This window comes from Serpentinimonas raichei (assembly GCF_000828895.1).
Lineage (GTDB): Bacteria > Pseudomonadota > Gammaproteobacteria > Burkholderiales > Burkholderiaceae_C > Serpentinimonas > Serpentinimonas raichei.
Genome location: NZ_AP014568.1, coordinates 1609937 through 1622529 on the forward strand (window position 1 = coordinate 1609937; position 12593 = coordinate 1622529).

General features: G+C 65.6%; 14 protein-coding genes and 1 tRNA gene. 4 read left to right on the plus strand and 11 right to left on the minus strand.

The genetic code is table 11. The features are described from left to right. Window positions 1-47: 47 nt before the first annotated feature. Window positions 48-950 carry a LysR family transcriptional regulator gene (locus tag SRAA_RS07445; protein ID WP_045531829.1) on the plus strand — a complete coding sequence of 301 codons (903 nt, stop codon included), beginning with the start codon at window positions 48-50 and terminating at the stop codon, window positions 948-950. A 50-nt stretch (window positions 951-1000) separates the two neighbouring features. Here the strand turns inward: SRAA_RS07445 and SRAA_RS07450 are convergent, their stop codons facing one another. Further along, window positions 1001-2038, minus strand: coding sequence for a zinc-binding dehydrogenase (locus tag SRAA_RS07450; RefSeq protein ID WP_045531830.1), 1038 nt, complete (start codon window positions 2036-2038; stop codon window positions 1001-1003). 114 nt (window positions 2039-2152) lie between these two features. Here SRAA_RS07450 and SRAA_RS07455 point away from each other — a divergent pair, with 114 nt between their 5' ends. Then, the gene (locus SRAA_RS07455; protein WP_045531831.1) at window positions 2153-2701 is read left to right on the plus strand and encodes a MarR family winged helix-turn-helix transcriptional regulator; all 549 of its coding nucleotides are present in this window, start codon (window positions 2153-2155) and stop codon (window positions 2699-2701) included. A gap of 34 nt (window positions 2702-2735) precedes the next feature. Here the strand turns inward: SRAA_RS07455 and SRAA_RS07460 are convergent, their stop codons facing one another. Both SRAA_RS07460 and murB read right to left on the minus strand, forming a co-directional pair. Further along, on the minus strand, window positions 2736-4037 hold the full coding sequence (locus SRAA_RS07460) for an MFS transporter (RefSeq protein WP_231849269.1): 1302 nt from the start codon (window positions 4035-4037) through the stop codon (window positions 2736-2738). Beyond that, window positions 4034-5086 (minus strand): UDP-N-acetylmuramate dehydrogenase, encoded by a 1053-nt coding sequence (gene murB, locus SRAA_RS07465; RefSeq protein ID WP_045531832.1) that lies wholly within the window; start codon window positions 5084-5086, stop codon window positions 4034-4036. The genes SRAA_RS07460 and murB overlap by 4 nt, the downstream gene beginning before the upstream one ends. A gap of 38 nt (window positions 5087-5124) precedes the next feature. Here murB and SRAA_RS07470 point away from each other — a divergent pair, with 38 nt between their 5' ends. Further along, window positions 5125-5610 (plus strand): YajQ family cyclic di-GMP-binding protein, encoded by a 486-nt coding sequence (locus tag SRAA_RS07470; protein WP_045531833.1) that lies wholly within the window; start codon window positions 5125-5127, stop codon window positions 5608-5610. An 88-nt stretch (window positions 5611-5698) separates the two neighbouring features. After that, a complete protein-coding gene (locus tag SRAA_RS07475) occupies window positions 5699-6646 on the plus strand; it encodes an HD-GYP domain-containing protein (RefSeq protein ID WP_045531834.1) in 948 nt (315 codons plus the stop codon). 31 nt (window positions 6647-6677) lie between these two features. Here SRAA_RS07475 and plsY read toward each other — a convergent pair whose 3' ends face one another. The 8 genes from plsY to SRAA_RS07515 all read right to left on the minus strand — a co-directional run bounded on the left by plsY (window position 6678) and on the right by SRAA_RS07515 (window position 12363). Continuing rightward, window positions 6678-7307 (minus strand): glycerol-3-phosphate 1-O-acyltransferase PlsY, encoded by a 630-nt coding sequence (gene plsY / locus SRAA_RS07480; protein ID WP_045531835.1) that lies wholly within the window; start codon window positions 7305-7307, stop codon window positions 6678-6680. A gap of 27 nt (window positions 7308-7334) precedes the next feature. Beyond that, window positions 7335-8405 (minus strand): aldo/keto reductase, encoded by a 1071-nt coding sequence (locus SRAA_RS07485; protein ID WP_045531836.1) that lies wholly within the window; start codon window positions 8403-8405, stop codon window positions 7335-7337. Between the two features lie 29 nt (window positions 8406-8434). Next, window positions 8435-8527, minus strand: a tRNA-Leu gene (locus tag SRAA_RS07490). A gap of 56 nt (window positions 8528-8583) precedes the next feature. Continuing rightward, window positions 8584-9198, minus strand: coding sequence for a hypothetical protein (locus SRAA_RS07495; protein WP_045531837.1), 615 nt, complete (start codon window positions 9196-9198; stop codon window positions 8584-8586). Then, window positions 9183-10157, minus strand: a complete 975-nt coding sequence (gene ylqF / locus SRAA_RS07500) for a ribosome biogenesis GTPase YlqF (protein WP_045531838.1) — start codon at window positions 10155-10157, stop codon at window positions 9183-9185. The genes SRAA_RS07495 and ylqF overlap by 16 nt, the downstream gene beginning before the upstream one ends. A 25-nt stretch (window positions 10158-10182) precedes the next feature. Beyond that, window positions 10183-10842: an HAD family hydrolase gene (locus SRAA_RS07505; RefSeq protein WP_045531840.1), complete on the minus strand. Its 660-nt coding sequence runs from the start codon at window positions 10840-10842 to the stop codon at window positions 10183-10185. Window positions 10843-11016: 174 nt separating this feature from the next. Next, window positions 11017-11313, minus strand: a complete 297-nt coding sequence (locus tag SRAA_RS07510) for an H-NS histone family protein (RefSeq protein ID WP_045531842.1) — start codon at window positions 11311-11313, stop codon at window positions 11017-11019. A 45-nt stretch (window positions 11314-11358) separates the two neighbouring features. Then, the gene (locus tag SRAA_RS07515; RefSeq protein ID WP_045531843.1) at window positions 11359-12363 is read right to left on the minus strand and encodes an RluA family pseudouridine synthase; all 1005 of its coding nucleotides are present in this window, start codon (window positions 12361-12363) and stop codon (window positions 11359-11361) included. Window positions 12364-12593 lie beyond the last annotated feature (230 nt).

Here is a 12593-nt window from a genome sequence, read left to right on the forward strand (position 1 = left end):
GAATGAAAATTGACAGACTGTATAAAAATTTTTAACAAACAAACGCCATGGACGCAAACTCCCTGCTGCTGCTGGTTGACATCTTGGACGCGGGCAACCTGAGCCAGGCCGCACGCAAGCGCAAGATGAGCCGGGCCAACATCAGCTACCACCTCACGCAACTGGAGCGCAGCCTGGGCATGCAACTGGTGCGACGCACCACGCGCCGGATCGACCCGACCGAGGCCGGCCTCAAGCTGTACCAACATGGCCGCACGCTGCGCGACGAACTGCTGGCGGCACAGGAGTCGGTGGCCAGCCTGCGCGAGGGCCTGCACGGATCGGTGCGCCTGGCCGTGCCCACCGGCTTTGGGCAACTGGTCATGTCGGGCTGGCTGATCGAGTTCAAGCACCGGCACCCGAGCATCAGCCTGGAGCTGATTTTCGACAACCGGGTGGACGATCTGCTGCGCGACGAGGTGGACCTGGCGATACGGGTGCTGTCAGAGCCCCCGCCCCATCTGGTGGCGCGCGAACTGAGCCGGATGCGCCACATCGCCTGCGCCTCTTCGGCCTACGCGGCGCAACACCCCATGCCGCAGACCGTGCAGGACTTGGCGCAAGTGCCCATCATCACGTCCATGGTGGTCGGGCGCTCCTTGCGCGTGTCGGCCTACCAAGGCGTGCAGCGCCACGAAGTCACCCTGAGCCCCACGCTGGCCTCGGAAAACTTCCAGTTTCTGCACGAGGCCATCCTGGCCGGCTTGGGGGTCGGGCTGGTGCCCGACTACGTGGTGGCACAAGACTTGGCCGCCGGTCGCGTGGTTCAGGCCCTCGACGACTGGCGTCTGAGCATTTTCGGCACCCGGCTGTACCTGCTGCGCATGCCCGACCGCTACCAGACCCTGGCCGCGCGCACGCTGATCGACTTTGTGATCGAAAAAGCCAGAGCCTGGGCCGGCGGGGTTTGAGGCCGGCGTTTCCCTCGGCTTGACACCCCCAGCTCACAGATGGACCCGCTTCAGTCGGACGAAATGCGCAAGGCCACTTTGCCAAACTGGCGGCCCGAGTCCAGCCGATCCAAGGCTGCGTGCACGTCGTCCATGCCGAACTCGCTGTCGATCACGGGTTTGAGGCCTGTGCGGCCGACAAACTGCAGCAGGTCCGCGAACTCCTTCAGATCGCCGTAGGTCGAGCCGATCACCTGCAACTGGCGGATGAACAGTCGCCGCAAATCGGCCGGGGGCTGGTCGCCGCTGGTGGCGCCGCAGGTCACCAGGCGGCCGCCGCGCACCAGCGACTTCAGGGCCGCCGACCACACGGCTTCGCCCACGTTTTCTATCACCATGTCCACGCCGCGCCCACCGGTCAGGGCCAGCGCCGCTTTCGCAATGTCTTCCCGGCTGCCGTCGATCACGCCATCGGCCCCCAAGGCCCGCGCACGTTCGAGCTTGTCGGCATCGCGCGAGGTCACGATCACCCGCGCGCCCACCTGCTTGGCCAGTTGCAGCGCGGCCAGCGAAACGCCGCCGCCTATACCGAACACCAGCACGGTTTCCCACGGTTGCAGACGGCCCTTGGTAAACAGCATGCGCCACGCCGTAAGGTGGTTTACGCCCAAGGCGGCGGCTTGTACCAAGCTCAATCCGGCGGGCATGGGAAAGGCATTCTGCGCTGGCACGGTGACCCATTCGGCAAACGTGCCGTCGCGGTGCTCGCCCAGCAGTTGCAGGCGGGTGCACAGCACGCCTTCGCCGCGCTGGCAAAACTCGCACCGCCCGCAGGCCAAGCCGGCGTGCAACACCACCGGCTGGCCGGGCCGCAGGCAAGGGTCGTCGACATCCACAGCGTCCACCACACCAGCCCCGTCTAGCCCCATGATCTGGGGCAGGCGGTGGGTGATGCCTGCCCCGCTGTTGCGCATGTACAGATCCACCCGGTTGAGCGTGGCGGCGTGCATGCGCACCCGCACCTCGCCCGGCTGGCGCTCGGGCATGGGCCTGTCGCCCACCGCCACCACTTCGTTGCCACCGTGTCCTGTGAGGTAAACCGCTTTCATCGTTGCCGCCTCCGGGGTTGAGCCTGTGCCCTATTTGTTGCAGGGGCCGGACATCGGCCTGTAAGGCAATACATTGTTACATTATCCCCATTGTCTTGGATTGGAGCCCGTCCCATGTCAGAGTCAGAAAGCCGCACCCAAGGCGCGCGCATGGAAATTGCCAACCGCTTGTTTTTCAAGCTCTACCAATGCGCCAACCTAATGCACAAAACGGGCACCAAGGCCGTGGAAAGCGAGGGCCTGACCACACAGCAGTGGGCGGTGCTGGGCGCCTTGACCCGCAGCAAAGCCAGCAATGGCATGAGCGTAGGCGACTTGGCCCGCTACCTGCTGGTGAGCCGGCAAAACCTGACCGGGGTGATCGGCCGCATGGAACGCGACGGCCGCATTCGGGTGGACCCGGATCCGCGCGACCGCCGCTCCCGGCTGGTCCGCATGACCGAGGAGGGTGAGCAAGTCTGGCGCGCATTGGCGTTGCCGAAAATCCACCGCTTTTACGCCGATGCGCTCGACGGTTTTGCCATGACCGATCTGGTGCACACGGCGCACTACCTCATCAAGTTGCTCGACAACATGGAGCGCCTAGACAAGGGCACCGAAACCGATGAAGAGGCTGAAACCGAAGCCGAGGCCGAATCAGCAGCGTTGTCACGGCTGGCTTGAAGCCGCCCTTGGCCAACCACGAGCGCGCGCACCTTCACCGCACCGTCTGCGCCGCACGGTAGCCGCGCTCGGCATTCACCCCGCGCAGCAGCACCAGCCCAATCACAAAATACAGCCCGGTGACGAGCATGGCGGTGCGGTGGTCGCCGCCGGTGAGCCAGGTCACCAGCCCGTAGGTGAGCGGGCCGACGATGGAAGCCAGCATCACCGCCAAGCCCCAGAGCCCGAAGAACTCGGCGCGCTGGGCATCGGGCGCCAAGTAGCCCACCAGCGCGCGACCGGCCGACTGGCTCGCCCCTAGGCACAGCCCGGCCAGATTGGCCGCAAGCCAAAAGCTGGCCGCGGTCTCGCTCGACCAGGCCACCAGCACCATGGCGATCCAGCCCAGCAGCGTGAGCGCAATGCCGCGCACCGGCCCGATGCGGTCTTGCAGATAGCCAAAACCCAGCGCCCCGATGGCGGCGGTGATGTTGACGACAAAAATCATCATGACCGTCTGCGCGGTGTCAAAACCCATCACCTCCTGGGCGTAGATGGCCGCCAGGGCGATCACGGTCATGATGCCGGCCTGGTAAAACACGATGCAAATCAGGAAGCGGCGCATGTCTTGGAAACGGGCCGACTCGCGCCACGTTTTGGCCACCTGCGCCCAGGCCGAGACCCCAGACTTGGGCTGCGGCAGCGCGCGCTCGCGCACCCAGATGAAAAACGGCAAGGCCGTGAGCGCAAACAGCGCCGCCGTGATGAACAGCGTAACCGGCACGAACTCGGAGGCCGTGTGCCCGCGCGCCTGCGCCCAATGGATGTAGGCCAGACACAGCGCCAGGCACAACAAGCCGCCGATGTAGCCCAGGCCCCAGCCCCAGCCCGACAGCGTGCCCAGGCGCTGCGGCCGCGCCAGCTCGGGCAAGAAGGCCGCCACCAGATTGCCGCCGGAACTAAAAAACGCATTCGACAGCACCAGCAGCGCCAAGGCCAGCACCACACTGCCCGGCCCGATCCAGCCCAGCGCCGCCGTGGTCAGCACGCAGCCGATGGTGGTGAGCGCCGCCAGCCGCTTCTTGCCCGCGTGCACATCCGCCCAAGCCCCCAGCACCGGGGCGCTGAGCAGCACCAGCAGGTTGGAAAAGGCCAAGGCCGCGGTCCAAGCCAGCGTGGCCCAGGTGGTGCCCCCGGCCACGACCGAGACGAAATAGGCCCCGTAAATGGCCGTGATCACCACCGTGGTGTAGCCCGAATTGGCAAAATCGAACATGGCCCAGCCCAAGGCCTCGCGGCGGCGCACGCCGGGGCGCAGCACCGGGTTCGGGTCAAGTGGCGCTTTGGCGTGGTTCACCACAGCACCGGTTCGATTTCCAGCCGAATGCCAAAGCGCTCATAGACGCTGGTCTGGATGGCGGCGGCCAGCGTCATCACCTCGGCGCCGCTGCACGGGTGCTGGACGTCGCTGCGGTTGACCAACACCAGCGCCTGCTTTTCATAAACCCCGGCATGCCCCATGGTTTTACCCTTCCAGCCGCAGGCCTCGATCAGCCAACCCGCCGCGAGCTTAATGCGCCCATCGGGCAGCGGATAGTGCACCACGGCCGGGTCGCGCGCGATGATGTCGGCGCACTGCTCGGGGCTGACCAGCGGGTTTTTGAAAAAACTGCCCACGTTGCCGATTTCGGCCGGATCGGGCAGCTTGGCGCGCCGGATTTGGCACACCCAATCAAAAATCTGCCGCGCCGTGGGCTGCGCCAAGCCCGCCTCGGCCGCTTTGCGCTCCAGCTCCAAATAGCCCAGCACCGGCTGCCAGCGCCGGGGCAACCAAAAGCGCACGCGTGTGATCAGCGCCCGCCCGGCCAGCCCATAGCCCTGCGCGCCGGCGCGTTCGTGCTTGAACACCGAGTCGCGGTAGCCAAAGCCGCACTGCGCCGCATCGAGGCTGAACACCTGCCCGCTGTGCAGATCGACCGCATCGAGCGAATGAAAGCGGTCTTGCAGCTCCAGCCCGTAGGCGCCGATGTTTTGCACCGGCGCTGCGCCCACGCTGCCGGGAATCAGCGCCAGGTTCTCCAGCCCCGGCCAGCCGCGGTCCAGCGTCCAGGTGACGAAATCGTGCCAGTCCTCACCCGCTTCAGCCTCCACCAAATAGCCGGCCTCGGTTTCGCGCAGCAAGCGCTGCCCCAAAATTTCGACCTTCAGCACCAAGCGGTCGACATCGCCCGTGAGCACGATGTTGCTGCCGCCACCGAGCACGCACACGCGATCGGGGCGCCAGCCGGGCTGACCGATCAGGTCGGGCAGCAAGTCGGCCTTGCGCACCCGCAGCAGGCGCTGCGCCCGTGCCGCGATGCCAAATGTGTTGTAGGGCTGCAAGGCCACGCTTTTCTCGACTAACATGTGGGGATTGTCGCATTCCTGCACCGAAACGCCCGCCCATGCCCTCCTTCGACACCGTACTCGAACCCAATCTGGTTGAAATAAAAAACGCGCTCGAGCAAACCAGCAAAGAAATTGGCACCCGCTTTGACTTCAAGGGCAGCGCCGCCGCCGTCGAGCTCAAAGACAAGGAAATTTTCCTGACCGCCGACAGCGATTTCCAGATCAGCCAAATCGACGACATCCTGCGCGCCAAGCTGAGCAAGCGCAGCGTCGATGTGCGCTTCCTCGATGCCGGTAAAATCGAAAAAATCGGTGGCGACAAGGTGCGCCAAGTCCTCAAGGTGCGCGAAGGCATTGCCAGCGAAGACGGCAAAAAAATCCAGCAAGCCATCAAGGGCAGCAAGCTCAAACTGCAGGCCGCCATCCAAGGCGAGGCGGTGCGCGTCAGTGGCGCCAAGCGCGACGACTTGCAGGCCGGCATGGCCCTGATCCGCCAGGCCCTGCCCGATTTGCCTGTGTCGTTTAACAATTTTCGCGACTGAAAGTCGTCGCCCTACTTGGCCAGATTCCGGCTGCACCGCCCCTTCATCTGAACCGTTGCCACCTTCTACCCCAACCGGTTTCAGCCCCATGACCTTTGCCGCTGCGCCCGACCCCGCCTACGCACTGATGCGCGATTGGACGCAGCGCTGGTCCGACCTCGAAAGCGATCTGGCGCGTCTGCTGCTGCACCCACACGCCGACAGCAACTTCTGCACCCGCTTGCAGACGCTGCAACAGCAGGCGCATGGCCTGTTGCAGCTCGACCCCGATGCCAGCCTGTACTGGCTGCTGCAACTCGCCGCCAGCACCAGCATCGGCTACAGCAGCTCGCACGCGCTGGTGTGCTGGGCCCTGTCCCGCCTGGTGGCCCCCAGCCTCGATTGCTCGCCCCCGCAGCAGCTCAGCCTGGCGCACGCCGCCCTGACGATGAACATCGCCATGACGCAGTTGCAAAACACCTTGGCCGAGCAGCCCCACGAACCCAGCGCCGAGCAGCGCGCCGCCATCGAAACCCACGCCGCCCGCAGCGCCCAGTGGTTGCGCGAACTGGGGGTCACCGACGCCGACTGGTTGCACACGGTGGAGCTGCACCACGAACCCCAAGACGATCTCGACACACCAACCCGCTTGCTGCAAGCGGTGGACCGCTACGCGGCACAGATCAGCCCGCGTGAAACCCGTGCCGGGCGCTGCGTCACCGATTCGGGTCGGCAGGCTGTCGTCGCCCACTCTCAGGGCGCGGTCAACGCCATCGGCCACGCCCTGCTGCGCACGGTCGGCATTTGCCCGCCCGGCAGCTTCGTGCGCCTCGAAGACGAATCCACCGCCGTGGTGCTGCGCCGCACCGATCGGCCCGACGCACCTTGGGTCGCGCGCGTGCTCGATGCCGCCGGAACAACGTTGGCCGAGCCCACGCTCATCGACACCCGCCTCGATGGCTGCGGCATTGCTGCCGCTTTGGTGACGCAAACGGTGCGGGTGCGGCTCAACCACGCCCGGCTGCTGCACCTGTCGCGCATCGCGCTGGCGCACTAGGGGGCGCAGCAGCGGGTTTTGCAGAGCCTACTTAGGTTTTTTTGCCGCCGACCTTGCTCTCTTGCCCCGCCAACAGGCGCTGGATGTTGCCCGAGTGGCGCCACAGCAGCAGCGCACTCATGGCGGTGATGGCAATGCCCACGGCCGGCTGCACCTGCCACAAGGTGTCATCGCCCAGCCAGTACAGCAGCGGCGCCGTCAACGCCGCCACGATGGCCGCCAACGACGAGTAACGCAGCCCCACCAGCGTGAGCACCCACGCCCCCAACACCGCCAACCCCAGCCACGGCTCGAAAGCCAGCAGCACCCCAGCGGCGGTGGCCACGCCTTTGCCACCCTGAAAACGCAAAAAAACCGGATACAGGTGCCCAAGGAAAGCCGCCAAACCCACCAGCGCCACGGTGTTCCAGCCCAAGCCGAGCTGCGGCCCCCACTGCAACACCAGCCACACCGGCAACCAGCCCTTGAAGGCGTCCAGCAACAGCGTCAGGGCTGCGGCCACCTTGTTGCCCGAGCGCAGCACGTTGGTGGCCCCCGGGTTTTGGCTGCCGTAGCTGCGCGGGTCATTCAAGCCCATGAGCCGGCTCACCAGCACGGCAAAAGACAATGAGCCCATCAAATAGGCCAGCACGAGCGCCGGCAACCAGAGCCAATCGGTCATTATGGGAGTATCCACAAACAAAGCGCTTTACTGCGCCGGGTCGCGCATCTGCGCGCGCACGGCGTCGATCGCCGCCAACAAGGGCGCCGGCAACTGCGTGTCCCAAGCATCGAGGCAGGCATCGAGCTGCGCCACCGACGTGACCCCGATCAAGGTGCTGGCCACCTGCCACTTGGTGTAGCAAAAGGCCAGCGCCATTTGGCTTGGGTCGAGGCCGTGTTCGCGCGCCAGCGCGTTGTAGCGCCGCGCCGCATCCAGCGCGGCCGCGCGGCCCCAGCGCTGCTGGCGCATGCTGGCAAAGCGCGCCATGCGGCCCACCGAAGGGTCGGCACCCTCGAAGCCACTGGCGTCGTACTTGCCGGTGAGCAGGCCAAAGCCCAGTGGCGAATACGCCAGCAAACCGACCCCGAGCCGGTGCAGGGTTTCATCCAGCCCGTTTTCCACGCTGCGGTTGATCAGGCAATAGGCGTTTTGCACGCTCGCCACACGCGGCAGGCCGTGCTGCTCGGCCAGGCGCACGAATTCGTGCACGCCATAAGGGGTTTCGTTGGACAAGCCGATGGCGCGCACCTTGCCCTGCTGCACCAGTTGCGCCAGCGCCTGCAACTGCTCCAAGATCGAGGGACAGGGCCGATCCCGGGCCGGCTCGTAGTAGAGCGTGCCAAACATCGGCACGTTGCGCGCCGGCCAGTGGATCTGATAGAGGTCGATGACATCGGTGCCCAGGCGGCGCAGGCTGCCTTCGCAGGCGGCCACGATTTCGGGCGCCGTGAGCCCGGTGTGCTCGCCCCGAATCCAGTTCATGCCGCGCGAGGGCCCGGCCACTTTGGTGGCCAACAGCAGGCGCTGGCGCACCCCGGGGCGCGCCGCCAGCCACTGGCCGATGATGCGCTCGGTGGCGCCAAAGGTTTCGGCACGCGGTGGCACCGAGTACATCTCGGCGGTGTCAAAGAAGCTGACCCCGCGCTCGAGCGACCGGTCCATGATGGCAAAGGCCTCGGCCGAGCCGACTTGCTCGCCAAAGGTCATGGTGCCCAAGCCGATGGCGGGCACTTGTAGGCCGCTTTGGCCTAGGGGGACAATTTTTATGGCTGACATGCAAACTCCATGAACCGTCCACATCGATGTGGTGCCCCGAGCCGGAATCGAACCGGCACGCCGCTTATGCAGCAAGCGGCGGATTTTAAGTCCGCTGTGTCTACCTGTTTCACCATCGGGGCGCAAGCGGACGATTCTAGCGCCCGGCAAGGCGGCCCAGCAGGGGGGATCCGGGTCTTCAAGCCGCGCGCGGGTTCCCCTTGACCAGCGCCAGATAGGCGTGCCGGCTTGCGGGGGCGATGGCATCGAGCACCTGCTCGTAGGCGGTGCGGTGGCGCGCCAGCAGACGGATCGAGGCCACGGTGCGCGACTTGCAAAACCAGTGGCAGGTGTGCTGAAACAGCATCAGCTCGGCCAGCAGGGTGTGGGCGCGCGCTTTGGCGCTGCGCTGCCCGTGGTTGGCCATGGCGGCTTGCACGGCGTCGGCGTGCACGCGCAAGACGGCGCGCAAATCGAGCGTGGACTGGGGCAGCCAGCGCTCGATCATGGGCAGACTGAAGCGACAAAGGCGGGTTTGCTCGGCCGGCAACCGGCTCATGTCGGCGGCAAAGTCGCCCAACTGCTGGGCCAGTTGCGACTCGGCCTCGCCCAGCGCGGCCCACATCGGGGCGCGGCGCTCGGCCTCGGGTTCACCCAAGGCGCGCAGGTAGCCGTGGTTGAGCTGCTCCATCAGCTTTTCGATCTGGTAGCGGCGCAAGTGGCTGCCCAGCAAGGCGATGCGCTGGCGCTCGCTGTGGCCCTTGAGCGTGAAGTAGCCCAGTCCAAATAAGAAAGCGATCAGGAAGGCGTCCATTTGGGGGGTCGGTTGTGGGTGGCGCGGTCCACTGGGGGTTTGGGTAGGCGGGATGCAGCCCGTTCGGCGGCGCGCTCGGCCTCGGCTTGCTGGGCTGCGCGCAGCCACTGGGCAAATTGCTGCGGCGACTCGAGCGTGATGGGCCCCAAGGCGGCGCTGCGAAAATCGCTCAACAGCACCTCAGCGGCTTTTTGGGTGTTCAGGCGCCCGCCCGGAAGCAGGCAGCCCCGGCGCTGGCCGATGGCTTGCAGCAGCGCGTCTTCGGGCAGGGCGGCAATCTGCTGCACCGACTGCGGCAGTTGGTAGCGCGCCTGCAACAAGGCGGCGTAGGGCTGGCGCAGCCGCAGCAGCAGTTCCAGCGCCACGCTTTCCTCATCGTAGGCGTTGCGCCCCACCGCCCCACTGGCGGCCAGCAGGTAGCCGCTTTCGGGCACGATGATCTTGGGCCACAGCACGCCCGGGGTGTCGTAGAGGTAAAAATCGTCGGCCAGCAAAATGCGCTGTTCCGCCCGCGTGACCCCGGCTTCGTCGGCGACGCGGGTGGCGCGTTTGCCCACCAGGGTGTTGATGAGGGTCGATTTGCCCACGTTGGGGATGCCGCCGATGAGCACCCGCATGGGCTTGGCCAGCCCGCCGCGCCTTGGGGCCAGCTCGTGGCAAGCGCTGATCAGGGCGCGCGCCGGCCCGGCCATGCCGGCATCGAGGCCGATGGCGCGCGTGCGTGGCTGGGCGTTGTAATGCTCCAACCAAGCTTGCGTCAGGGCCGGGTCAGCCAAATCTTGCTTGTTGAGGATTTTCAGCGTCGGCTTGGGTCCGATCAGGCGCGCCAGCATCGGGTTGGCGCTGGAACCCGGCAGCCGCGCGTCGAGCAGCTCGATCACCACGTCGATGGACTTGAGGCGCTCGGCGATCGCTTTTTGCGTCGCGTGCATGTGCCCGGGAAACCATTGCACCGCCATATCGTGTTCTTTCTGGTGCGCGCGCTTAGGCGTGAGCAGCCAGCCAAGCGCGCAACTCGGCCAGCGAGTGCGCGACGTGCAGCGGGCCTAGGGGATCGAAGTGGGCATGGTCGTGCGCGCCGTAGCTCACGCCCACACTGGCGCAGCCGGCGTTGCGCGCCATCAGCAAATCGTGTGTGGTGTCACCGATCATGAGCGTGCGCTCGGGGGCGGTGTCAAAAGCCTGCATCAGCTCATGGAGCATCAGCGGGTGTGGCTTGCCGGCGGTTTCGTCGGCGGTGCGCGAGCCATCGAACACCCCGTGCAACTGCACCGAGTGCAGCGCTTCGTCGAGGCCGCGGCGGCTTTTTCCGGTGGCAACCACTAGCAGGTGCTGGCGCTGGCGCAGCTCGGCCAGCAGCGGCAGCACCCCATCAAACAAAGTCAGCTCGTGCTGCTGCGCCAGATAATGCTGCTGATAGCGCTGGCCCAGCAGGGGGTAGCGCTCGGGGGGCACGTCGGGGGCGACATGCGCCAACGCCTGCATCAGGCCCATGCCGATCACCCAAGCGGCTTGCTCGTCGCTGGGCACCCGGCCGCCGACGTCGCGCACCGCCGCCTGGATCGCTCGCACGATCTGCGCGGTGGAATCGAACAGGGTGCCGTCCCAGTCGAAGGCGATGAGGTCGAATTGGCGCGGGCGCATGGGACAAAAAGAAAAAGGGGCGGACTCTCAGAAAGGAGAGCGGCTGCAAGCGGCGCAGCAACGACAAAGGGCGCAGCACGCGCCCTTTGGGTCGGCGTCACGCAGCGCGCCCGAAGGCAAGCCGCGGCACGCCCCGCATTATCGCAGAACGGCTGCGCTAGCGCAGCAGCGCGCTCAAATGCGGTAGCTTTCGATGTTTTTGCCTTCGGCTTGCAGCGCCCGCACCCACTCGGGCTTGCGCCCTGGCCCGCCCGACCAGGTTTCGCCGTTGGGGCCTTTGAATTTGGCCGGGGCTTTGGCGCGTGCACCGGTTTTGCGCACGGCAGCACCCAAGTCTTCGAGCGTAATGCCGTGCTCTTTCATGGTGGCCTTGATGCCCAGAACAACATTGGCCAATTCCTGCTTGCGCATCTGTTCGGCTTGCACCAGCAGGGCTTCGGCTTGGGCTTTGAGTTCGGCGTAAGTTGCCATATCGGGGTTCCTTTAACGGAAAGTTTACAAGAGCCTCTATTGTAATCACAAAAAACGTTGACAATCGGCCCAAGCCAACAAATCGGTCGGCAATGTTGCTTGCAGTTGCAGCTCCTGCCCTTGCAAAGGGTGCACGAAACGCAATTGCCAGGCGTGCAAAAACATGCGCTTGCCGCCCAGTTTTTGCAAAGTGCGGTTCCAGCCAAAGTCACCGTATTTGTCATCGCCCGCGATCGGGTGCCCGGCGTGTGACAAATGCACCCGAATCTGGTGCGTGCGCCCGGTTTTGATCGTCACGGCCAGCAGCGTCGCCATTGGTGCCGCGCCCCCTGCATCGGTGTCACCCAAAGCCAGCTGCCCGAGCACCCGCACCAAGCTGATCGAGCGCATGCCCTGCGGATCGTGCTCGTCGGTGACGCGCACCCGGCGCTCGCCATCGGGCAGCAAATACTTGTGCAAGGGCCAGTCGAGCACTTTCAGCCGAGTCGGCCAACTGCCCTTGACCAGGGCCAAATAGGTTTTTCCCATGCTGCGTTGGCGCAATTGGTCTTGCAAGGTGCGCAGCACGCTGCGTTTTTTGGCCACCAGCAAAATGCCGCTGGTGTCGCGGTCCAAGCGATGCACCAGCTCCAGCAGCGGCGCCTCGGGCCGCGCACGGCGCAGCTGCTCGATCACCCCAAACGAAACCCCGCTGCCCCCGTGCACCGCCACCCCGGCAGGCTTGTCGATGGCCAGCAAGGCGTCGTCCTCGTAGAGCACGGGAAATTCGCGCGGTGGCGCTGCGCCCTCCTCGTCGGCCTTCAGGCGCCCGCTCTCAGGCAGGCGCAGCGGCGGTATGCGCAGCACATCGCCCGTTGCGACCCGGCTGTCGGCCTGCACCCGGCCCTTGTTGCGCCGCACCTCACCAGAGCGGATGACGCGGTAGATCAGGCTTTTGGGTGCGCCTTTGAGCTCGCGCAACAGGTAGTTGTCGAGCCGCTGGCCGTCGGATTCGGCATCGACCACGAGCTGGCGCACGCCGGCACTGGAATTGTTTATAATGGTTGTCACCAGAGTCGATGGGTTGGTGTTTGAGCAGCCTTGAAATCAAGCTAGGATTTTAAGGGCACGCGCCACCACCCCCGATTCGGTAACAAGTTGCCAGCCCTGCCCTTTCGTGCCGCCCCGCCTTGGCAGCAACGTAGCCGCCCACAGCGGCCGCACGAACCGCAGGTCGAGTCGACGTCGTCGAAGCGAACCCGATACGGAATACCCCAAACGTCCAGCCCACGCGCGCCGCG

What these genes read in the sequence shown, in the direction of transcription:
- SRAA_RS07445 (WP_045531829.1), top strand. Translation starts at nt 48, where the DNA reads ATGGACGCAAACTCCCTGCTGCTGCTGGTTGACATCTTGGACGCGGGC.
- SRAA_RS07450 (WP_045531830.1), bottom strand. Translation starts at nt 2,038, where the DNA reads ATGAAAGCGGTTTACCTCACAGGACACGGTGGCAACGAAGTGGTGGCG.
- SRAA_RS07455 (WP_045531831.1), top strand. Translation starts at nt 2,153, where the DNA reads ATGTCAGAGTCAGAAAGCCGCACCCAAGGCGCGCGCATGGAAATTGCC.
- murB (WP_045531832.1), bottom strand. Translation starts at nt 5,086, where the DNA reads ATGTTAGTCGAGAAAAGCGTGGCCTTGCAGCCCTACAACACATTTGGC.
- SRAA_RS07470 (WP_045531833.1), top strand. Translation starts at nt 5,125, where the DNA reads ATGCCCTCCTTCGACACCGTACTCGAACCCAATCTGGTTGAAATAAAA.
- SRAA_RS07475 (WP_045531834.1), top strand. Translation starts at nt 5,699, where the DNA reads ATGACCTTTGCCGCTGCGCCCGACCCCGCCTACGCACTGATGCGCGAT.
- plsY (WP_045531835.1), bottom strand. Translation starts at nt 7,307, where the DNA reads ATGACCGATTGGCTCTGGTTGCCGGCGCTCGTGCTGGCCTATTTGATG.
- SRAA_RS07485 (WP_045531836.1), bottom strand. Translation starts at nt 8,405, where the DNA reads ATGTCAGCCATAAAAATTGTCCCCCTAGGCCAAAGCGGCCTACAAGTG.
- SRAA_RS07495 (WP_045531837.1), bottom strand. Translation starts at nt 9,198, where the DNA reads ATGGACGCCTTCCTGATCGCTTTCTTATTTGGACTGGGCTACTTCACG.
- ylqF (WP_045531838.1), bottom strand. Translation starts at nt 10,157, where the DNA reads ATGGCGGTGCAATGGTTTCCCGGGCACATGCACGCGACGCAAAAAGCG.
- SRAA_RS07505 (WP_045531840.1), bottom strand. Translation starts at nt 10,842, where the DNA reads ATGCGCCCGCGCCAATTCGACCTCATCGCCTTCGACTGGGACGGCACC.
- SRAA_RS07510 (WP_045531842.1), bottom strand. Translation starts at nt 11,313, where the DNA reads ATGGCAACTTACGCCGAACTCAAAGCCCAAGCCGAAGCCCTGCTGGTG.